15 protein-coding genes and 2 pseudogenes are annotated in these 19,397 nt (G+C 70.7%); 11 read left to right on the top strand and 6 right to left on the bottom strand.

Annotated elements, in window-relative coordinates; translation table 11 throughout:
* Positions 1-54: 54 nt before the first annotated feature.
* Both ACZ6TI_RS05595 and ACZ6TI_RS05590 read left to right on the top strand, forming a co-directional pair.
* A complete protein-coding gene (locus ACZ6TI_RS05595) occupies positions 55-906 on the top strand; it encodes an NAD(P)H-binding protein (RefSeq protein WP_465343792.1) in 852 nt (283 codons plus the stop codon).
* Positions 907-940: 34 nt separating this feature from the next.
* Positions 941-2,845, top strand: a complete 1,905-nt coding sequence (locus ACZ6TI_RS05590) for a beta-propeller domain-containing protein (RefSeq protein WP_465343791.1) — start codon at positions 941-943, stop codon at positions 2,843-2,845.
* Here ACZ6TI_RS05590 and ACZ6TI_RS05585 read toward each other — a convergent pair whose 3' ends face one another.
* The 3 genes from ACZ6TI_RS05585 to mobA are packed head-to-tail and all read right to left on the bottom strand — an operon-like array spanning position 2,846 to position 4,773.
* A complete protein-coding gene (locus ACZ6TI_RS05585) occupies positions 2,846-3,925 on the bottom strand; it encodes a T3SS (YopN, CesT) and YbjN peptide-binding chaperone 1 (protein WP_465343790.1) in 1,080 nt (359 codons plus the stop codon).
* A 24-nt stretch (positions 3,926-3,949) separates the two neighbouring features.
* Entirely contained in the window at positions 3,950-4,219 is a 270-nt protein-coding gene (locus ACZ6TI_RS05580; protein WP_465343789.1) for a DUF6457 domain-containing protein, read from the bottom strand.
* Positions 4,220-4,221: 2 nt separating this feature from the next.
* The gene (mobA, locus tag ACZ6TI_RS05575) at positions 4,222-4,773 is read right to left on the bottom strand and encodes a molybdenum cofactor guanylyltransferase (RefSeq protein WP_465344291.1); all 552 of its coding nucleotides are present in this window, start codon (positions 4,771-4,773) and stop codon (positions 4,222-4,224) included.
* 165 nt (positions 4,774-4,938) lie between these two features.
* On the opposite strand from mobA, the gene fdhD reads away from it, so the two are divergent.
* A complete protein-coding gene (fdhD, locus tag ACZ6TI_RS05570; RefSeq protein ID WP_465343788.1) occupies positions 4,939-5,766 on the top strand; it encodes a formate dehydrogenase accessory sulfurtransferase FdhD in 828 nt (275 codons plus the stop codon).
* A gap of 59 nt (positions 5,767-5,825) precedes the next feature.
* Positions 5,826-7,442, top strand: coding sequence for an alkaline phosphatase D family protein (locus ACZ6TI_RS05565; protein ID WP_465343787.1), 1,617 nt, complete (start codon positions 5,826-5,828; stop codon positions 7,440-7,442).
* Between the two features lie 8 nt (positions 7,443-7,450).
* Here ACZ6TI_RS05565 and ACZ6TI_RS05560 read toward each other — a convergent pair whose 3' ends face one another.
* Positions 7,451-8,431, bottom strand: a complete 981-nt coding sequence (locus tag ACZ6TI_RS05560) for a DUF4192 domain-containing protein (RefSeq protein ID WP_465343786.1) — start codon at positions 8,429-8,431, stop codon at positions 7,451-7,453.
* Between the two features lie 59 nt (positions 8,432-8,490).
* Entirely contained in the window at positions 8,491-8,994 is a 504-nt protein-coding gene (locus ACZ6TI_RS05555; protein WP_465343785.1) for a GNAT family N-acetyltransferase, read from the bottom strand.
* A gap of 56 nt (positions 8,995-9,050) precedes the next feature.
* Between ACZ6TI_RS05555 and ACZ6TI_RS05550 the strand changes: the two genes are divergently transcribed.
* The 6 genes and pseudogenes from ACZ6TI_RS05550 (at position 9,051) to ACZ6TI_RS05525 (ending at position 17,972) form a co-directional block, all read left to right on the top strand.
* Entirely contained in the window at positions 9,051-9,932 is an 882-nt protein-coding gene (locus ACZ6TI_RS05550; protein WP_465343784.1) for a fructosamine kinase family protein, read from the top strand.
* Positions 9,933-10,115: 183 nt separating this feature from the next.
* A complete protein-coding gene (gene moaA / locus ACZ6TI_RS05545; RefSeq protein WP_465344290.1) occupies positions 10,116-11,153 on the top strand; it encodes a GTP 3',8-cyclase MoaA in 1,038 nt (345 codons plus the stop codon).
* Between the two features lie 99 nt (positions 11,154-11,252).
* Positions 11,253-11,495: a MoaD/ThiS family protein gene (locus tag ACZ6TI_RS05540; RefSeq protein WP_465343783.1), complete on the top strand. Its 243-nt coding sequence runs from the start codon at positions 11,253-11,255 to the stop codon at positions 11,493-11,495.
* Between the two features lie 653 nt (positions 11,496-12,148).
* A pseudogene (locus ACZ6TI_RS05535) lies at positions 12,149-12,850 on the top strand (HAD-IC family P-type ATPase); the annotation flags it as partial.
* Positions 12,851-13,171: 321 nt separating this feature from the next.
* Positions 13,172-14,728 carry a metallophosphoesterase gene (locus tag ACZ6TI_RS05530; RefSeq protein ID WP_465343782.1) on the top strand — a complete coding sequence of 519 codons (1,557 nt, stop codon included), beginning with the start codon at positions 13,172-13,174 and terminating at the stop codon, positions 14,726-14,728.
* Between the two features lie 79 nt (positions 14,729-14,807).
* Positions 14,808-17,972 (top strand): UvrD-helicase domain-containing protein, encoded by a 3,165-nt coding sequence (locus ACZ6TI_RS05525; RefSeq protein ID WP_465343781.1) that lies wholly within the window; start codon positions 14,808-14,810, stop codon positions 17,970-17,972.
* Positions 17,973-18,149: 177 nt separating this feature from the next.
* On the opposite strand, the pseudogene ACZ6TI_RS05520 reads toward ACZ6TI_RS05525, so the two are convergent.
* Positions 18,150-18,404: pseudogene (locus ACZ6TI_RS05520) on the bottom strand (prepilin peptidase); the annotation flags it as partial.
* 227 nt (positions 18,405-18,631) lie between these two features.
* Here ACZ6TI_RS05520 and ACZ6TI_RS05515 point away from each other — a divergent pair.
* On the top strand, positions 18,632-19,342 hold the full coding sequence (locus ACZ6TI_RS05515) for an LppU/SCO3897 family protein (protein ID WP_465343780.1): 711 nt from the start codon (positions 18,632-18,634) through the stop codon (positions 19,340-19,342).
* Positions 19,343-19,397 lie beyond the last annotated feature (55 nt).

The following is a 19,397-nucleotide window of genomic DNA, read 5'->3' as shown; positions in this document are numbered from 1 at the left end:
TCAGCGTGCTAGCGTCGGGGCGTTAACAGCGCTAACACCGAGGAGAACCCAGGCATGATCATCGTTACCGGCGCCACCGGCAAGCTCGGCGGCGCGATCGTCGAGCAGCTGCTCGCCCGCCTTCCGGCCGATCAGGTCGGGGTCAGCGTGCGCGATCCGCAGAAGGCCACCTCGCTCGCCGACCGCGGCGTCCGGGTCCGGCACGGCGACTTCGCGGACGCGGCCGGCCTGGCCGCCGCGTTCGAGGGCGCATCGCAGGTCCTGCTGGTCTCCGCCTCCACCGTCGGCGCCGAGGCGCTGCGGTGGCACGGCACGGCGATCGCCGCCGCGCGCGAGGCCGGCGCCGGGCGGATCGTCTACACCAGCCACGCCGGCGCCAACCCTGCCTCGCCGTTCGCGCCGATGCCCGACCACGCCGCGACCGAGGGGCTGCTGCGCGACTCCGGCGTCCCGTTCACTTCGCTGCGTAACGGCTTCTATGCCTCGACGGTGTTGATGCTGCTCGGTCAGGCGATCCAGACCGGGGTGCTCGCCACCCCCGCGGACGGCCCGGTCGCCTGGACCACGCACGCCGATCTGGCCGAGGCGGCCGCGATCGTGCTCACTGCTGGCGGCTTCGACGGGCCGACCCCACCGCTCACCGCCGGCACCACCTTCGACCTGGCCGAACTCACCGGGATCGCGGCCGAGCTCACCGGGCGGCCGATCACCACCACGGTGATTCCGGACGCCGATTACCGGGCCGGCCTGGTCTCGCACGGCGTGCCGGAGGCCGCCGCCGAGATGCTCGTGGGCATGTTCGCGGCCAGCCGGCAGGGTGAGTTCGCGGCCGTCGACCCGACGCTGGAGAAGCTGATCGGCCGCTCGCCCGCGACAGCGCGTGACGTGCTCGCCGCCGAACTGTAGGGAACCGAACCCGGTGGCGCGTCGTCCCACCCGCATGTCACGCCGAATTCTCCTGGGCCTCGCCCTGGTCGCATCTTTGCCGCTCGCGGGCTGCACCGCGGACGTCGACCCCGCTCCCAAGCCGGGTCCTCCTCGACTGGCCAACGCCATGCGGCTGGTCGCCTTCGATTCGTGTGAGCAGCTGCGGGACGACCTGCGGGCGGCGGCCAAGGAGTCGGTCGGGCCATGGGGCTTCGGCGGCGACGTCCTGGCAGCGTCGTCGGCGAACGCCGGCGCGATGCCGCAGGCGCGCAGCGCCGCCGACAGCGCGGCGGGTGCTCCGGCCGCCGAAAAAGCCTTCTCGGGTACGAATGTGCACGAGGCCGGCGTGGACGAGCCCGACATCGTCAAGACCGACGGCCGTCGCATCGTCACCGTCGAGCAGGGCGTGCTGCGGGTCTTCGACGCCGCCTCGAAGAAGCAGACCGGCAAGCTGGTGCTGGGCGAGGGCGCCTATGACGCGAACCTGCTGCTCTCCGGCGATCGCGCGCTGGTGCTGCTGCGCGACGGCGGCCAGATCCGATACCGCGGCGACGCCCCCAAGCGCTATGTCCCGGCCGGCCCGCGGGTGGTGCTCGTCGACCTGGCCGGCGCCGTCCCGCGCGACATCAGCACGTTCGAGGGCCAGGGCCGGCTGGTCGACGCGCGGCAGAACGGTGACACCGTCCGGGTCGTGCTGAGCAGCACCCCGACCATCCAGTTCCCCGAGAACCGGCGCATGGACGACGACGAGGATCGGGTCGAGGCCAACCGGAAGGCGATCGACAAGGCCGACCTGAACGCCTGGCTGCCGGAGTGGTCGGTGACCACCGACGGCTTCACCGAGCGCGGCCGGCTCGGTTGCGGCGACGTCAGCCGGCCGGCCGTCTTCTCCGCGCGAGCGATGCTGAGCGTGCTGACCTTCGACCTCAAGGCGCCGAAGCTGGACAACGGCCGCCCGGTCGCGATCGTGGCCGACGGCGACACCGTCTACGGCACCCCGACCAGCCTCTACGTGGCCAACGACCAGCGCTGGCGGCTGGACATGTGGCGCGGGCGGGACAACCGGTCGACGCCGCAGGAGACCGAGATCTACAAGTTCGACGTGGCCGGCGCCGCGCCGCCGGTCTACGCCGCGGCCGGCAAGGTGAAGGGCTGGCTGGTCAACCAGTACGCGATGTCCGAATGGGACGGTCACCTGCGAGTCGCCACGACGAACGACGAGGCCGGGTCGTCGGCGGTGCGGGTGCTGCGCCCGGACGGGGACGCGCTCGAGCTGGTCGGCGAGGTCGGTGGGCTGGGTAAGAACGAGCGCATCTATTCGGTGCGGTTCATCGGGGCGCGCGGATACGTGGTCACGTTCCGGCAGACCGACCCGCTCTACAGCGTCGACCTCAGCGATCACACCAAGCCCCGGGTCACCGGCGAACTGAAGATCACCGGCTACTCGGCGCACCTGCAGCCGGTGGGCGAGGATCGGCTGATCGGGATCGGGCAGGAGGCCGACGAGAACGGTCGCCGGCAGGGCACCCAGATCTCGCTGTTCGACGTGTCCGATCCGGCCTCGCCGCGGCGCCTCGCCCAGCAGGTGGTCGAGAACGGCTACTCCGAGGCGGAGTTCGACCCGCACGCCATCCTGTGGTGGCCGGACACGAAGCTGCTGGTGGTGCCGGTGACCTCGTACACGGAGGTTGACGGGGTGATCGCGGAGGACAAGCCGGCGGCGCTGGCCGTGCGGGTGACCGACGACGGTCTCGCGCCGGCCGGATCGATCAGTGAGGAGCGGCGGCCGGCCGGCTACACGCCCGTGATCCGGCGCACGCTGGTGATCGGCGACGAGCTGTGGACGATGTCGGACCGTGGGCTGACGGCCTCCCGGCTGTCCACCTTGGACCGGATCGCGGACGTGCCGAACAGCTAGCTAGAGATACATCCCCGGGCGGTGGTCGCCGTCCGGGGTGGTGGGGGTGGCGGGCTTGTCCGGCTTGTCGCCCTCGCCGAAGAACCGCTTGCCGCCGAACTCGCCGTGCAACCGGTCGTCGAGCTCGTCGGCCAGGCCGGTCATCACCTGCACGGCGAGCATGAGGTGGGAGGCCTGGAAGTTGCGGCCGAAGACCGGGATGGACGCCCAGACCGTGTCCTGCGCACAGTAGAGCCGGCCGATCGGCATCCGGTTGGTCAGCTCGGAAAGCTTCACATAGAGCTGCTCGGTGGGCTCGACCTCGGTGAGGATCGGCGAGAAGACGTCGACCAGCGGCGGGTTGTCGCGCACCCGGACGAAGACCATCGCACTGCCCGCGCGGATGCCGACGTCGCCGTCCGCGTCCTCCTGGAGCTGGTCGACGGTGGTCTTGGACATCGTCGCGACGACCGTGCGGACGCGCTCCTCGAGCGGGATCGCCTCCTCCGCCGCGTGCGCCATGGCGGCGGCGTCCTTGAGCTCGTCGAAGTTGAGGCCCTCTTCGAGGGACGGCTCGTGCCGCGCGGTGCCGAGCGGATCGGTGTCGATCGGCTCGTCCTCGATGTCGTGCACCAGATAGACCAGGAACGCCGGGTGCGGCGCGCCGTAGACGTCGCGCAGCGTGCGCGAGACGATGGTGGCGATGCGAGACGCCTGGTCGATGGTCGTGCGCAGGCCGAACGAGTCGCCCGAGTCGGGCAGCACGCCGGGCGGGGACCAGCCGAGCGCGATCAGGTCGGCGACCGCGGCGCGGTCCATCCGGTAGTCCTTCGGCAGCTCCGCGTTGCCGACCGCGAGCGCTTCGAGCACGCCGTCGTCGAGCACCCGCATGCTGACCGAATAGATCGCCGTGCCGGTGCCGGAGGCGGTCGGGTCGAGCGTGACGTCGATGTGCGCGCCCGCGGACAGCTTGGGGATCAGCGTGGCGAGCGCACTCGCGAACTCCCGCCACGCCTCGGTCACCTTGGCGCGCAGGTCTGCGGTGCTGGGTTCCTCCAGCAGGAGGAGCTCGGGCTGATCACCCGTCGGTTCCGCGGTCATGACAGCCACCCTATCGAGTGGTTGTTACGCATCTTTCGTTTCGGGTCCGGTCCCGGTTTCCGACCGATTTTCCCAGGTCTGCGCGAGCCGGGAGATGCGCTGGGCCGCGTCGGCCGGGTCTGCGCCGCGTCCCACGGCCACCCCCATCAGGTACGCGGTGACCGGCGCCCCCGGCCGCAACACCTGGTGGGCAACGTCCCGGGCGACGTCCAGCACCCGCCTGGTCTGGTCGTCCTCGGGGCGCAGACCGAGCTCGTGCACGGCCGCGGCCACCCAGGCGTCGAGCTCGTTCATGCTCAGCTGGCCCATTCCTCGGCGGTGCGCAGGTCGTCGTCGGTGTCGCAGTCGAACCACGGTGGCGGACCCGGGCGGCGCCAGGACACCTCGGCCACCCGCAGGAACTCCATCAACTCGCGCACCGAGGCGCCTCGCAGGTGGCCGCGCTCCTGCTGCAGCCGGTCGAGCGCCTCGCGCAGCGCGACCGTGCGCCACACCCCGCAGAGCATCTGCCGGCGCCCTTCGGCGTCCCGATAGACCGCGCCCTGCATCGGCGCCGACTCCACGGTCAGCCGCAGCACGTCGATCGCCTCACCGGTGAGCAGCGGCAGGTCGGCGGCCAGCAGCGCGGTGAACGTGACGTCGGCCGGCACCAGCGCCAGCCCCGCCGCGGTCGCCGCCACCGGGCCGCCGCCGGGCGGCTGCTCGGTCGTGGTCAGGACGGGGACGGGCAGGTCGGGCGGCACCTTGCCGACCACGATGCGCGGGTTGGCGTCGTGCACCGCGGCCAGCACACGGGTGATCATCGACTGGCCCGCGACGGGCAGGGTCGGTTTGTCCGCACCACCCATTCGCCGTGCCGCACCACCGGCCAGCACCACCGCCGCAAATCCCCCCACGTACGTACCGTATCCCGGCCGGGACTCGAGCGTGACCACGAGCGGCCGCCACCGGGCTGCGACCAGGCTCGCGCACGACCGCTGTGCGGACGCCGCCGACCGGCCTACGCTCGGCACATGGCCCGGACGATGAACCGCCGTCCCGTAACGAAGATCAATCTTGACGCGACCGCGGAGCCCCGCCGCCGCCCGGACGACCTGGCCGCCGAGGAACCACTCGAGATCCGGATCCGGAAGGCGCCGCTGGCCGTCACCATGCGCACTCCGGGCCAGGACATCGATCTGGCCATGGGTTTCCTGCTCACCGAGGGTGTGATCCGCACCGCGGACGACGTGGTCACCGCCCAGCTCTGCGCCGGCACGGACACCCCGAACACCTACAACGTGGTCGACGTGGTGCTCGGCGACGACGTGCCGCCGCCGGACACCGACCCGACGCGGAATTTCTACACCACCTCCTCCTGCGGGGTCTGCGGCAAGGCGAGCATCGATGCGGTCCGCACTCGATCACGGTTCGACATCACGACCGACGGCGTTTCCGTCACAGCTCAGACACTTGCCACCCTTCCGGACAAATTGCGCGCGGCCCAGCGCACCTTCGATCGCACCGGCGGACTGCACGCCGCCGGGCTCTTCACGGCCGGCGGCGACCTGCTCGTGCTGCGCGAGGACGTGGGCCGGCACAACGCCGTGGACAAGGTGATCGGCTGGGCGCTGCGCGAGGGCCGGCTGCCGCTGACCGGCCACGTGCTGCTGGTCTCCGGCCGGGCCAGCTTCGAGCTGACGCAGAAGGCCTGGATGGCCGGCATCCCGCTGCTCGCGGCGGTCTCCGCGCCCAGCACGCTGGCCGCCGAGCTCGCCGCCGAGGCCGGGATGACCTTGGTGGGGTTCCTTCGTGGACCGACGATGAACGTATACACCGGAGCCGAGCGCGTCACCGTTTGACCGCCTGACGGTAAACCGCACGGCCATCCACGTTCATCCATGCTCGCCAGAGTGCGGGCATGGCACTCTCGCGACGAACCCTCATCCTGGGGAGCGCGGCCACGGCCGGCGCGCTCACCCTGCCGTCGTCCGCGTTCGCGGCGCCGCTCCGGACCGACCCCTTCACGCTCGGCGTGGCCTCCGGCGATCCCGCACCGGACGGCTTCGTGCTGTGGGCCCGCCTCGCCCGCGAACCGCTGGCCGAGGACGGTCTCGGCGGCATGCCCGGCCGCCCGATCCCGGTCGAGTGGGAGGTGGCCGCCGACGAGCGTTTCCGCCGGATCGTCAAGCGCGGTGTGACGACCGCGCTGCCCGCCCGCGCGCACAGCTTGCACGTCGTGCTGCACGACCTGCCGCCGGCCCGCGAGTTCTTCTATCGCTTCCGCGCCGACGGCTATCTCTCGCCGGTCGGGCGCACCCGCACCACGCCCGCGCCATGGGCGATGCCGGCCAGCCTGGCCATGTCGTTCGCCTCCTGCTCGCAGTACGAGCACGGCTACTTCACCGCCTATCGCCGCCTGGCCGACGACGAGCCCGACCTGATCCTGCACCTGGGCGACTACCAGTACGAATATCCGGCTGACACCTACACCATCCCGGGCGGGAACCCGCGCGACCACCAGGGCCCGGAGACCGTGACGCTGGCCAACTATCGCCAGCGGCACGCGCAGTACAAGACCGACCCGGATCTGCAGGCGGCGCACGCGGTGGCGCCCTGGGCGGTGGTCTTCGATGACCATGAGATCGAGAACAACTGGGCCGACGAGGTGCCCGAGCAGCCCGACCCCGCCTTCCTCGCCCGGCGGGCGGCTGCCTTCCAGGCCTATTACGAGAACATGCCGTTGCGCCGCAGCTCGCTCCCGAGCGGCATCGACATGCAGCTCTATCGCCGGATCAAGTGGGGCCGGCTCGCCACCTTCCACCTGCTCGACACCCGGCAGTACCGCGACGACCAGGGGTGCGGCGACGGCTACAAGGACTGCCCGGCCGCGATCGACCCGGCCCGCTCGATCACCGGCGCCGAGCAGGAACAGTGGCTGATCGACGGCTTCCGCCGCTCGGACGCCCGCTGGGACGTGCTCGGCCAGCAGGTGTTCTTCGGCCAGCGGGACAACAACTCCGGCCCGGCCAAGGTGGTCAGCATGGACTCGTGGGACGGATATGCCGCGTCCCGCGACCGGATCACCCGCGGCTGGGTGGACGGCGGCGTGCGCAACCCGGTGGTGCTCACCGGCGACGTGCACGCGCACTGGGCCGACGAGCTCAAGCTGGACTGGAACGACCCGACCTCGCGCACGGTCGGCACCGAGCTGGTCTGCTCGTCGATCACCAGCACCGGCGACGGCGTGGACGTGATCGGCGGGCAGCACCCGTGGACGCCGTGGAACCCGCACCTGCGCTTCTATAACAACCAGCGCGGCTATGTGCGCACCACGATCACTCGTGAGTCGATGACCGCCGACTTCCGGGTGGTGCCCTATGTGACCCGGCCGGGCGCGCCGGTGCACACGCGGGCGACCTTTGTGATCGAGGACCGGGTGCCCGGCCTGCACCAGACAACGGACAATCCGACGCCGGGCTCGGTGTCCGCACTGCGGGCCGAAGACACCGTCCGCCAAGAGACCGAGCGTCCCTAGCGAAATGCTCACGCCGCCCGTCCCCGGTTTCGCCTGCGCCGTCGCGTGGACGAGACCCGGGACCGGCGGCGGCCCGGCCAGTCTGCCGCGGCCTCCGGGGAGAGGCCCCGGCTGAGGATCTCGTCGAGCAGCAGGGCGGGTTCGAAGCGCGGGTCCACCTCGAGCGCGCGATCGAGGGCGATGCGGGCGGCCGGGCCGAAGCCACGTCGCCACGTGGCGAAGCTGAGCAGGGTCGCGGGTGCGGGGACGAAGGCGCGGTCGACCCGGCGGACCACGTCGGTCCACAGCACCTGGTCGACATCGCCGGCCTCGATGCGTTTCCAGGCGTAGTCGCACACCACTGTGTCGAGGAGCAGCACGCCCAGCCAGGCGACCTCGTCGTCACGCATGCGCCGGCCGGTCTCGGTGCACCTTTCCGCCGCGCGTACCGCTGCGAAGCCGGCCCGGCGCACCAGCCGCGCGAAACGCGCGTCGCTCGGCTCGCGGGCATCCCACTCCGCGAATCGGGCCTGTGCCCGCGCGGTCGCCGCCGTCATCGCGGCCCTCTCCGCGCCGGTGACCTGGGCGAACTGTGCGACCAGCGCGTCTCGGCCGGGCAGCACGGCGAGGCCCTGAAAGGTGGCCTCCGCGGCGACCACGCTCGTCTCCGGGTCGATCGGGCGGCCGGGACCGGGACGCAGGTAGGACCAGAAATGGCCGTGCTCGACCCGGACCTCGTCGAGGACCCGCACGCCGGCCTCGCGCAAGGCAGCGCCGGTCGCCGGGATCGCCTCGGATCTCGGACCGTAACCGATGACGATCGCCTGCTCGGCGCCGTGATGGGCGAGGAGCGCGGCCACCCCCGGTGGATCGCCGCCGGGCAGGTCATGGCGCAGGCCGAAGTGCAGCTCACCGCCCTGGACGGCGGCCACCACGACGCTGTCGGCCGGATGGAAACCCAGCAGATAGGGAATCGCGGCGAGGATCTCGGGCGTGGACGTCAGTCGCATGCCGAAGACCCTGGCGGATTTCGCGGCGGCCCGCGGGGGGCCTGTGGATAACTCGGCGGCTACGAGCGGAACTGCAGCTCATGCAGCTCGAGGCTGTCCGTCTGCCACTCGTGCGTGTGCCGATCGAGGTCCATGGTGAGCTCGATCGAGGACACCACGTCATAGCCCGCCGCGTGCAGCGACCGGATCGCGTCGACGTTGCGCGAGGAGGGCGAGATGGTGAGCGAGGTCATGGTGCGCTTCTTCGCCTCGCCGGCCACGTGCCGCAGCAGCTTGCGCCCGACGCCCTTGTGCCGGTGCGAGGTCGTCACCACGACCGGCTCGACCTCGCCGCCGCGGCCCCGCATGACCAGACCGACCATTCCGATCACGCCGTCGTCCGCGTGGTCGGCCACCCAGAGACCGCCCAGGTCGAGACGGGTCAGATATTCCTCGAAGCCCGCGCCCGCGTCATTGGCCGCATCGCCGTACATCAGGTTGTGCTGATTGGTCAGTTCCGACCAGAGGCGGCGGCCGGCGCTGTGGTCGGCCGGCCGGTACGAACGCACCGTGACAGGGCTCATGCCGACATTTTGACTCCGATTCGAGACCTCCGTAACCCGAAGTGGAAGATAGGGCGGTGGATCTGGCGTACCTCCGCGCGCACCCGCAGCATCTCCCGACATTTCTCACCCATCAGCGCATCCGGGAGACGCCCGTTTCGGGTGGTTCCGTCGCGCACGCATCCCGTCTGACCTTGGACGATGGCACGTCGATCTTCACCAAGACGTGGCCGTCAGGCGTGCCCCAGGCGGGCTTCTTCGAGGCGGAAGCGGCCGGTTTGGAGTGGTTGCGAGCGGCCTCGGCGGTGCCCGTTCCGGAGGTTTTCACCGCACTGCCGTCGATGATCGCCATGGAGTGGATCGACCACGGCACGCCCTCCGCGCAGGCCGCGGCCGCGTTCGGTCGAGGGCTGGCCGCGTTGCACCTTTCCGGCGCGCCCGGGTTCGGCGCCTCGTGGCCGGGCTTCATCGGGCCGTTGCCGCTGGACAACACGGTCTCGGCCGGGCCGTGGGGCCCGTGGTTCGCCGAGCGCCGATTGCTGCCCTACCTGCGGCTTTCGGCCGATCGGGGCGCGTTGTCCGGCGCCGACATCGCGGTCGTCGAGCAGACGATCAACATCCTTTCCGGGTACGCCCACAGCGAGCCGCCCGCCCGCCTGCACGGTGACCTGTGGCCGGGCAACGTCCTGTGGGCGGCCGACGGGCGGGCGTGGCTGATCGATCCGGCCGCGCACGGCGGTCACCGGGAGACCGATTTGGCGACGTTGGCGCTGTTCGGCGGGGCGCCGCATCTCGACGCGATCCTGGGCGCCTATCAGGAGGTGCATCCGCTGGCCGACGGATGGCGGGCGCGGGTGCCGCTGCATCAGTTGCACCTGCTGCTGGTGCACACGGCGGCTTTCGGGTCGGCGTATCAGGGCGCGGTGCGGGCGGCGGCCGAGGCGGCTGCGCGGATATAGGCGCCGGCTATGACCGGCGGTGGTTTGTGCAGAGTTTGAATGATGCGCGGCGCATGGCGTGCGAGGTTATCCACAGGCATGGATCACTCTTCGCCGAAGGGTCCGCCAGCGGGATAGATTCGACCGGTGAGCGAGCTTCGCGGGACTGCGGGACCAACCAGTGAGCTCGCCCTGCGCCCTTTTCTGGCGCCGACGCCGGCGGTCGCCGCGAGTTCGGGGCAGTTGGTTGATCGGTTCGGGCGGGTGGCCACCGACCTTCGGGTCTCGCTGACCGACCGGTGCAATCTGCGGTGCACCTACTGCATGCCCGAGGAGGGTCTCGCCTGGATGCCTCGGGAGCAGCAGCTCTCCGACGACGAGGTGGTCCGGCTGATCCGGATCGCGGTCGAGTCGCTCGGGGTGACCGAGGTGCGTTTCACCGGCGGAGAGCCGCTGATCCGGCGCGGGCTGGTCGGCATCATCGGTGAGGTGGCTCGGCTGCGTCCCCGGCCGCGCATGTCGGTGACCACCAACGGGATCGGGCTCGAGCGGATGGCCGTGTCGCTGCGGGATGCCGGGCTCGACCGGGTCAATATCTCGATGGACACGTTGGACCCGGTGCGGTTCCGTGAGCTGACCCGGCGCGATCGGCACGCGGACGTGCTGGCCGGGCTGCGAGCGGCGGCCGACGCGGGCCTCACGCCGGTCAAGATCAATGCGGTGCTGATGCAGGACGTCAACGACGACGAGGCGCCGGCGCTGCTGCGGTTCGCGCTGGAGCACGGTTACGAGTTGCGGTTCATCGAGCAGATGCCGCTGGACGCCCAGCACCAGTGGGACCGCCACACCATGGTCACCGCCGAGGACATCCTGGCCGCCCTCGCCCCCTTCAATCTGGAGCCGGATCCGGTTTCACGTGGAACGGCGCCGGCCGAGACCTGGATCGTCCCCGGCCACAGCGCGTTGGACGGCGGCCCCGCCCGGGTAGGCGTCATCGGCAGCGTGACCAGGCCTTTCTGCGGCGATTGCGACCGCACCCGCCTGACCGCCGACGGCCAGATCCGCAACTGCCTCTTCGCCACCGAGGAGTCCGACCTGCGAGCCCTGCTGCGCGGCGACGCCACCGACGACGAGATCGCCGCGGCCTGGCAGGTAGCCACCCTCGGCAAGCGAGCCGGCCACGGCATCGACAACCCCGCCTTCCTCCAGCCGTCCCGCCCGATGTCCGCGATCGGCGGCTGACGTGCATTCATCCGCGTTCCTGAGCCGCGCTTGCCCACCAAGCCGGCGCGGCGTGAGTCCGGGGCGCTTGGGTGCGTGCGCCACGAGCGAGGGCAGCGCATGCTGACGGTCCGCTACTTCGCCGGGGCACGCGCTGCCGCGGGCGGGATCTCGCAGGAGTCCGTCCAGGCCCGTTCTCTCAACGAACTGACCGACACCCTCACCGCAAGCCACGGCGAACGGCTGGCCGTGGTCCTGAAGGCGGCAAGCTTCCTCGTCGACGGCCTGACCTGCCACAACCCTGAAGCAGACCTCCCGGCGGACGCGACGGTCGACGTCCTGCCACCCTTCGCCGGCGGCTGACCGACACCTCGCCAGACCGAGAACCCGACGGCCACCACCGGCGACATCCCCCCGCCGCAACCCCTTCGGACGCGACAGTCGACGTCCAGCCACCCCTTCGCCGGCCGCTGACCGACACCTCGCCAGACCGAGAACGCGACAGCCGCCAACGGCGACATCCCCCGCGCCGCAGCCCCTCCCGCCCGACGATCGACGTCCTGTTGCCCGTCGCCGGCGGCTGATCGAGGCTTCGCCAGACCGAGAACGCGGTAGTCGTGTCATCGGCGAGATCCGGCGCGGCGCGGCGCGGCCCGACGCCTTTGCTCTGCTTCCCCAGAGGGAGCACTTCCCGGACGGCAGCAGGAGGGCTTCGATCCCCGAGGGATAGCGCTTCCTAGAAGGAAGCAGAGAGGCTCTGCTCCCCGAGAGACAGCGCTTCCCAGGAGGAAGCAGAGAGGCTCTGCTCCCCGAGAGACAGCGCTTCCCGGAAGGAAGCAGAGGGGCTCTGCTTCCTGAGAGACAGCGCTTCCCAGGAGGAAGCAGAGGGGCTCTGCTTCCTGAGAGACAGCGCTTCCCAGGAGGAAGCAGAGGGGCTCTGCTTCCTGAGAGACAGCGCTCCCAGGAGGAAGCAGAGGGGCTCTGCTTCCTGAGAGACAGCGCTCCCAGGAGGAAGCAGAGGGGCTCTGCTTCCTGAGGGGGAGCGCTTCCTTGGAGGAAGCAGAGCAAAGGGCGTGCAGACGTGGGTTGAGGTGGTTGTCGACGGGGTGGTTCGTGGGCAGATCGGGCTCTCTGATCCGGTGCGTCCGTCCAGTGCCGCCGCTGTGCGTGACTTGCGGGAGCTGGGGTTGGATCCGGTGCTGCTCACCGGTGACGCGGAGCCTGTTGCCCGGGCTGTGGCGGCTGAGGTTGGCATCACTGAGGTGGTTGCTGGTGTCTCGCCGGTCGGCAAGGTCGAGGTGGTCCGTGGTCTTCAGCGGCGTGGCCGGGTGGTGGCGATGGTTGGTGATGGTGTGAACGATGCCGCGGCTCTGGCTCAGGCTGATCTGGGTTTGTCGATGGGGGCGGGCTCCGATGTGGCGATCGAGGCGTCCGATCTGACGCTGATCCGTGGCGACCTGAGCGCGGCGGCCGACGCTGTGCGGCTCTCCCGGCGCAGCAACCTGCCGCATCGTGTGCATCGACGGATTTCGCATCGCCTGGGCCGCCTGGGCACCATCCGAGGGAACCTGTTGGGCCATCGCCTGCAACGTGGCAGCCCTACTCGGGCCGCATTAGGGCTGTTCAACGCCATGATCGCCGACGCCGCGTCGACCTGGAGCTCGATCGGCATCGCGTCGATGGCGTTCCCCCGGACGGCCGGCCTTTGTGGCCCTTGACGGCCCGCCTCCGCGGCTCCATGCCCGCCACAACCTGAGCGCCCCGACTTCCTTTGCTCTGCACACATATACGCAACACCCGGGGGCCACAGGGCTGATCCGGCTCTGCGCGTCGCAGTGTGGCGGGCACATCCGCCGTCATCACTGAGGCGAACGGCCGCACCCTGCATATAGGGCGGCCGTTTCGCCGGGCGGCAGGTGGGGTGGGGCCAAGGGCGCGGTGAGCTGTGAAGATGCTGTGATCACGGCGGAATTAGTGGGTCGTGCTGGGAGGATGGGGCGAGTGTCGTCACTCCTGGGCGGCCGGGCCGGGAGTGTTGCGTGATTGGGTTTTTTGGGTTCGTCCTGGTCGTGGTCATGGGCATCCACCTTTATCTGTGGAAGCGGCTCGTGCGCGACCCGCTGCGGCCCGGGCCTGCTCGCAAGATCGGCGGGCTGGTCATTCTGCTGCTGGCGATCCTGCTGCCCGCGAACCTGATCCTGGTGCGCGCCGCCGATTTCAAGGGGCTGGCCTGGCCTGGATATCTCTGGATCGCGCTGATGTTCTATCTGCTGGTCACGCTGGTCGTGTTGGAGATTCCGCGGCTGGTGATCTCGCTGATCTGGCGTGCTCAGGGCAAAAGCCTTGGTGGCGAGGCGTCGCAACCGGTCAGTGCGGCGGCTTCGGCCGGCACGACGCGTAGCTCGTCGGGAGGCGGCGCCCGGCCGGGCTCGGAGACCGACGGTTCGGCCGGCAACAACGACACCACCACCGCCGGTGGCGGCCCGTCTGCCGACGACACAACCGGTAGCGGCCTGACTGGCGGCGACACCCACGGCAGCAGCGCGACCAGCGCCGCCACGGCCGACGGCAACGCCGAAGACAACGACATGACCGCTGGCGACACCAGCCACGGCGCGACTAACAAGGACACGACCAACGGCAGCCTGGCCGGCGGCGAAACGGCCGGCGGCGATGGAAGCGAGAGCGCAGCGGCCGTTGGCGGCGAGAGGGCCGGGCGGGATCGGTCCGGGTCGGACGATGACGACGCGGGTCGTGAGCGCGGGATTGAACGGCGGCTGGTGCTTGCTCGGGGGGCCGCGATCTTCGCTGGGCTCACCGCCGTCGGGGTGACCGGTTACGGGGTTCGGACCGCGCTTGGTGCGCCTCGCCTCGATCGGGTGCAGATTCCGCTCGCCAAGCTTCCCCAGGCCATGGACGGCACCCGGCTCGCCGTCGTGTCCGACATTCACCTCGGGCCGCTCACCGGTGCGCGGCACATGGGGCGGATCGTTGAGATGATCAACTCGGTGGACGCCGATGTGGTGTGCATCGTGGGGGACATGGTGGACGGGTCGGTGGCTGAGCTCGGGCGGTTCGCCGAGCCGCTGCGGGACATCCGGTCTCGGCAGGGGGCCTACTTCGTCACCGGGAATCACGAGTACTACTCGGGGTTCCAGGAGTGGGTGGACGAGGTCGCGCGGCTCGGGGTGCGGCCGCTGCGCAACGAACGGCTCGAGATCGTCACCCGTGGGGGTGCCTTCGAGCTGGCCGGCGTGAACGATCTCGGCGGCACCGACGTCGGGGACGGGCCGGACTTCGAGGCCGCGCTCGGCGATCGGGACAAGACCCGCCCGGTGGTGTTGATGGCGCACCAGCCGATCGTCGCCCGCGACGCCGCCCGTTTCGACGTCGATCTGCAGGTGTCCGGGCACACCCACGGCGGGCAGATGGTTCCGTTCAACTACCTGGTCAAACTGGAACAACCCGTCGTCTCCGGATATGGCGAGGTCGATGGAGTGCCGGTCTACGTCACCAATGGCGCCGGATTCTGGGGGCCGCCCGTTCGGGTCGGCGCGCCTCCGCAGGTCTCGCTCATCGAGCTCAAGGCACCCTGAGCCGCGCGGGAGCGTCCATCAAGATCCATAAGTGGCCTTGAGCGTGGCGGCGCGCGGGCCACTCCGCGGACATGACAGGATGCAGCGCGTGCCCTCGGACAGCGCAGGGTCCTCGGTCGCCGCGGACACATACGTCGCGGATCTGCACATCCACTCCCGGTTCTCCCGCGCCTGCAGCCGAGACCTGACCCTGCCCAACCTGTCCTGGTGGGCCCGCCGCAAAGGCATCGCCGTGCTGGGCACCGGCGACTTCACCCACCCGGCCTGGTTCGATCACCTGCGGGACAGCCTCGAGCCGGCCGAGCCGGGCCTCTATCGCCTGGCCCCGGACGCCGAGGCGGACATCACCAAGCGCCTGCCCGGTTCGCTGCAGGGCGCCGCGCCGCCACGCTTCATGCTCAGCGTCGAGATCTCCACGATCTACAAGCGCGACGACCGCACCCGCAAGGTGCACCACCTGATCTACCTGCCCGACTTCGCCGCCGCCGCCCGCTTCAACACCGCGCTCGGCCGGATCGGCAACCTCACCGCCGACGGCCGCCCGATCCTCGGCCTCGACTCGCGCGACCTCCTCGAGATCGTGCTGGAGTCCAGCCCCGACGGTTACCTCGTGCCGGCGCACATCTGGACCCCGTGGTTCTCCGCCCTCGGCTCCAAATCCGGCTTCGACGCGATCGCCGACTGCTATGCCGACCTGGCCGGGCACATCACCGCGGTGGAGACCGGGCTGTCGTCCGACCCGGAGATGAACTGGCGGGTCTCCAGCCTGGATCGTTACCGCCTGGTGTCCAACTCGGACGCGCATTCGCCGGCCGCGCTGGCCCGCGAGGCGACGCTCTTCACGGGGGCGCCGGACTATGCCGCGATCAAGAGCGGGCACGGCCTGGCCGGCACCATCGAGTTCTTCCCCGAGGAGGGCAAGTATCACGCCGACGGCCATCGGGCCTGCGGCGTGAACTGGGCGCCCGCCCGCACCCGCGAGCACGGCGGCCGCTGCCCCGAGTGCGGCAAGCCGCTCACCGTCGGGGTGCAGAGCCGGGTCGAGGATCTCGCCGACCGCGACGCACCGCGGCTGCGCGCTCAGCGGGTCGAGCACCTGATCCAGCTGCACGAGATCCTCGGCGAGATCAACGGCGTCGGGCCGAAGTCGAAGACCGTCGAGGCGCAGCTCAACCACCTGGTCGCGACGCTCGGGCCGGAGCTCGACATCCTGCGCGGCGTGCCGGTCGACGAGATCGGGCAGGCCGGTGGCGAGAACCTGCGCGAGGCGATCATCCGGCTCCGGCGCGGACAGGTGCGGCGGATCGCGGGCTACGACGGCGAATATGGCGTGATCACCCTCTTCGAGCCCGGCGAGCTGCGGAACAAGGCCAGTGCCCCGCAGGTCGAGACGCTGTTCGACATGCCGGACCTGCCGAAGCAACGCAAGCCGGAACCGGCGGTCGGGCGGGCGGCCGTACCGAAGATCAAGGAAGTGAAGCGGACACCGCCGCCGCCACCCATCGCCCCGCCGCCGTCGCCGCACGAACCCTTCGAGCCGATGCTGGCCGGCATGGAGGAGGTCGGCACCGGGCTGCTGGACCGGCTGGACGCGATGCAGCGGGTGGCCGCCTCGGCGCCCGGTGGACCGCTGCTGATCGTGGCCGGTCCGGGCACCGGCAAGACCCGCACGCTGACCCACCGGATCGCCTATCTGTGCGCCGAGCTCAAGGTCTTCCCCGAGCGCTGCCTGGCCATCACCTTTACCCGCCGGGCCGCCGAGGAGCTGCGCGAACGCCTGGACGCCCTGCTCGGCGACGAGGGTGAGGACATCACCGTCGGCACCTTCCACTCGCTGGGCCTGACCATCCTGCGGGAGAACGCGAAGGCGGCCGGCCTGCCCGCGAAGTGGCGGATCGCCGACGACGCCGAGCGCGCCGAGGCCCGAGAGCAGGCCGGCGACGACGACATGGCCTATCGCAAGCTGCTGCGCCAGCAGGACCTGGTGGATCTGGACGACCTGATCACCATGCCGGTGCAGTTGCTGCGCGACGAGCCGGCGCTGGTCGAGAAGTATCGCCGCCGCTGGCAGTGGATCTTCGTGGACGAGTATCAGGACGTCGACGAGCACCAGTACGAGCTGCTGCGCCTGCTCAGCCCCGCGGACGGCAACCTGTGCGCGATCGGCGACCCGGACCAGGCGATCTATAGCTTCCGTGGCGCCGACGTGAAGTACTTTCTGCGCTTCAACGAGGACTTCACCGACGCCCGGCTGGTGCGGCTGACCCGCAACTACCGCTCGTCGGCGCCGATCCTGGCCGCGGCGGTGCAGGCGATCGCGCCCTCCTCGCTGGTGCGCGGCCGGCGGCTGGACCCGGCCCGGCTCGACCCGGAGTCGCCGCTGGTGGGCCGCTATGCCGCCGCCAGCACCGCGGACGAGGCGGACTTCGTCGTGCGTACCGTCGATGAACTTGTCGGTGGGTTGTCGCACCGATCGCTGGACAGTGGGCGGGTGGACTCACGGGCGATCGCCCCGGGCACGCTGTCCTTTTCTGACATCGCGGTGCTCTATCGCGCCGACGCGCAATCCGGGCCGATCGTCGAGGCGCTGTCCCGGGCCGGCGTGCCGGTGCAGAAGCGATCGCACAACCGGCTGCGCGATCGGGCCGGTGTGCAGGTCATCGCCCGCGAGCTGCGCAACGCCGACGGGCTCGCCGGCCCGCTGGCGTCGCGGGTGAAGGTGACCGCGCAGGTGCTGGCGCAGCGTTACGCCGCGCCGACGCTGGACGCCGAGCAGCTCGCCCCGGACGACATCTGGTCGGCCGCCGAACTGCTCATGCCGCTGGCCCACCGGATCGGCGAGGACCTGGGCACCTTTCTGCAGGAGATCGCGACCGGCGCCGAAGTGGATGCGCTGGACCCGCGGGCCGAGGCGGTGCACCTGCTCACCCTGCACGCGGCGAAGGGCCTCGAGTTCCCGGTGGTCTTCCTGGTCGGCTGCGAGGACGGCCTGCTGCCACTGCGCTGGCCGGGCGCGCCCGCGAGCGACGAGGACGTGGCCGAGGAGCGACGGCTCTTCTTCGTCGGGCTGACCCGGGCGCAGGACCGGCTCTATCTCAGCCACGCCGCCCGGCGCTTCCGGCACGGCAGCGAGCGGGAGCAGTCGCCGACGCCGTTCCTCTCCGCGATCGACGCGGGCCTCTTCGAGCGACTCGGCGACGCGGTGCCCGCCCGCCCACGGGACCGGCAGCTGCGCCTGATCTAGCAGCACGGCGAGCAGCGCACCGGCCAGCAGAGCCGGGCCGAACGGCAGTGCCGACCGCCGCGTCACCCGGCGCCGGGCCAGCAGGACCAGCGCGACCGATCCGGCGATCGCGTGGGCCGACAGCACGCCGACCAGCACGGCCGGCCAGCCCAGCATGCCGAGCCCGAAGGCGAGCACCGCCGCGAGCTTGACGTCACCGAGGCCCAGGCCGTCACCGGGCAGCAGGGCGAGCAGCAGATAACCCGCGCCGACCAGCACCGCCGCGATCAGGCCACGGCCGATCGCCGCCGGGGCGCCGAAGATCACCGCGGGCACGCCCAGCGCCAGCGACAGCGCGCCGACCAGCGGATCGGGCAACCGCAGGGAGCGCAGATCCGTGGCGGCGAGCCGGACGCCGATCGCGACGGCGGGCAGCAGGACGAGAAGAAGCACGGCGGGACCGTAGCGAGAAGTGGGTGTCCCCCGTTGGTTCAGTGCTGGAGCCTGTGGATAACTGCGGTCACGTTGCCGACAGAGACGCGACAGAGAACACCGCAGACCGGGTGAATTGCGCCGCTTGTCGCCGAGATGTTGCCTGGTCGGCGCGATTCCGGGATCTGCGCCTGTGAAGGTCCACGCTACGGTGGCAGACAGCGAAACCGCGCCTGGAGGAACCGCTGATGACGCAGAACGGCCCGTATCCCGGCCCGCCGTCGCAGCCGTGGTCCGGCCGGGGTTCGTCCGACGAGCCCTACACGGAGCCGGCCGATCCGTGGGGCGACCACCCGACCTCCGACGCGTCGAACCCGGCGTGGGGCGGCCAGCCGACCTCGATCCCGCCGGCGGCCGGCGACGCGTCGACCGGCTTCCGCACGGGCGGCCCGCAGCAGTTCGGCGCTTCGCCGCTCAACGCGCCGCCGCCCGGCTGGGGTCAGCCGGCGCCGCCGATGCCGAAGAAGAAGCGGAACACCCCGATCGTCGCCCTGGTGGTCGTGCTCGGCCTGCTGATCTGCGGCGGCCTGGGCACGACCGCGTGGCTGATCTCGGGCCGCGGCTCCGACGACACCGGCGGCGGTGTCACGCCGTCCACCCCGGTGACCACCACGGCCACCGACGAGGTGACCGACCCGCAGCCGCGCAGCAGCGAGGACGCCCGGTTCGTCAGCAAGGGCCAGTGCGTCCGTAACGAGGGCACCGCGGACAAGCCGGAGATGAAGATCGTGGCCTGCGCGAGCGGCACGTTCGAGGTGCTCAAGCGAGTGGATGGGCGCACGACGGGCGAGGACGACGCCGAGTCGAAGTGCAACAAGGTGCCGAACTACACCAAGTGGTACTTCTACGACAGCGAGCTGGACAGCCTCGACTTCGTGCTCTGCCTCCGCGAAAGGTAGGGGCATCTAACTATCTCTAGCAAAATAGCTAGATTAGGCTAGACCCGCTCATAGA

It is taken from the genome of Actinoplanes sp. NPDC051388 (genome assembly GCF_055586225.1).
This window is presented reverse-complemented; position numbering and strand designations above follow the sequence as displayed.

Excerpts from the sequence above, each read along its gene's own strand:
- ACZ6TI_RS05525 (WP_465343781.1), top strand. The coding sequence starts at position 14,808 with ATGCAGCGCGTGCCCTCGGACAGCGCAGGGTCCTCGGTCGCCGCGGAC.
- ACZ6TI_RS05590 (WP_465343791.1), top strand. The coding sequence starts at position 941 with ATGTCACGCCGAATTCTCCTGGGCCTCGCCCTGGTCGCATCTTTGCCG.
- ACZ6TI_RS05540 (WP_465343783.1), top strand. The coding sequence starts at position 11,253 with ATGCTGACGGTCCGCTACTTCGCCGGGGCACGCGCTGCCGCGGGCGGG.
- ACZ6TI_RS05595 (WP_465343792.1), top strand. The coding sequence starts at position 55 with ATGATCATCGTTACCGGCGCCACCGGCAAGCTCGGCGGCGCGATCGTC.
- ACZ6TI_RS05555 (WP_465343785.1), bottom strand. The coding sequence starts at position 8,994 with ATGAGCCCTGTCACGGTGCGTTCGTACCGGCCGGCCGACCACAGCGCC.
- ACZ6TI_RS05585 (WP_465343790.1), bottom strand. The coding sequence starts at position 3,925 with ATGACCGCGGAACCGACGGGTGATCAGCCCGAGCTCCTCCTGCTGGAG.
- ACZ6TI_RS05560 (WP_465343786.1), bottom strand. The coding sequence starts at position 8,431 with ATGCGACTGACGTCCACGCCCGAGATCCTCGCCGCGATTCCCTATCTG.
- ACZ6TI_RS05565 (WP_465343787.1), top strand. The coding sequence starts at position 5,826 with ATGGCACTCTCGCGACGAACCCTCATCCTGGGGAGCGCGGCCACGGCC.
- fdhD (WP_465343788.1), top strand. The coding sequence starts at position 4,939 with ATGGCCCGGACGATGAACCGCCGTCCCGTAACGAAGATCAATCTTGAC.
- mobA (WP_465344291.1), bottom strand. The coding sequence starts at position 4,773 with ATGGGTGGTGCGGACAAACCGACCCTGCCCGTCGCGGGCCAGTCGATG.
- ACZ6TI_RS05515 (WP_465343780.1), top strand. The coding sequence starts at position 18,632 with ATGACGCAGAACGGCCCGTATCCCGGCCCGCCGTCGCAGCCGTGGTCC.
- ACZ6TI_RS05580 (WP_465343789.1), bottom strand. The coding sequence starts at position 4,219 with ATGAACGAGCTCGACGCCTGGGTGGCCGCGGCCGTGCACGAGCTCGGT.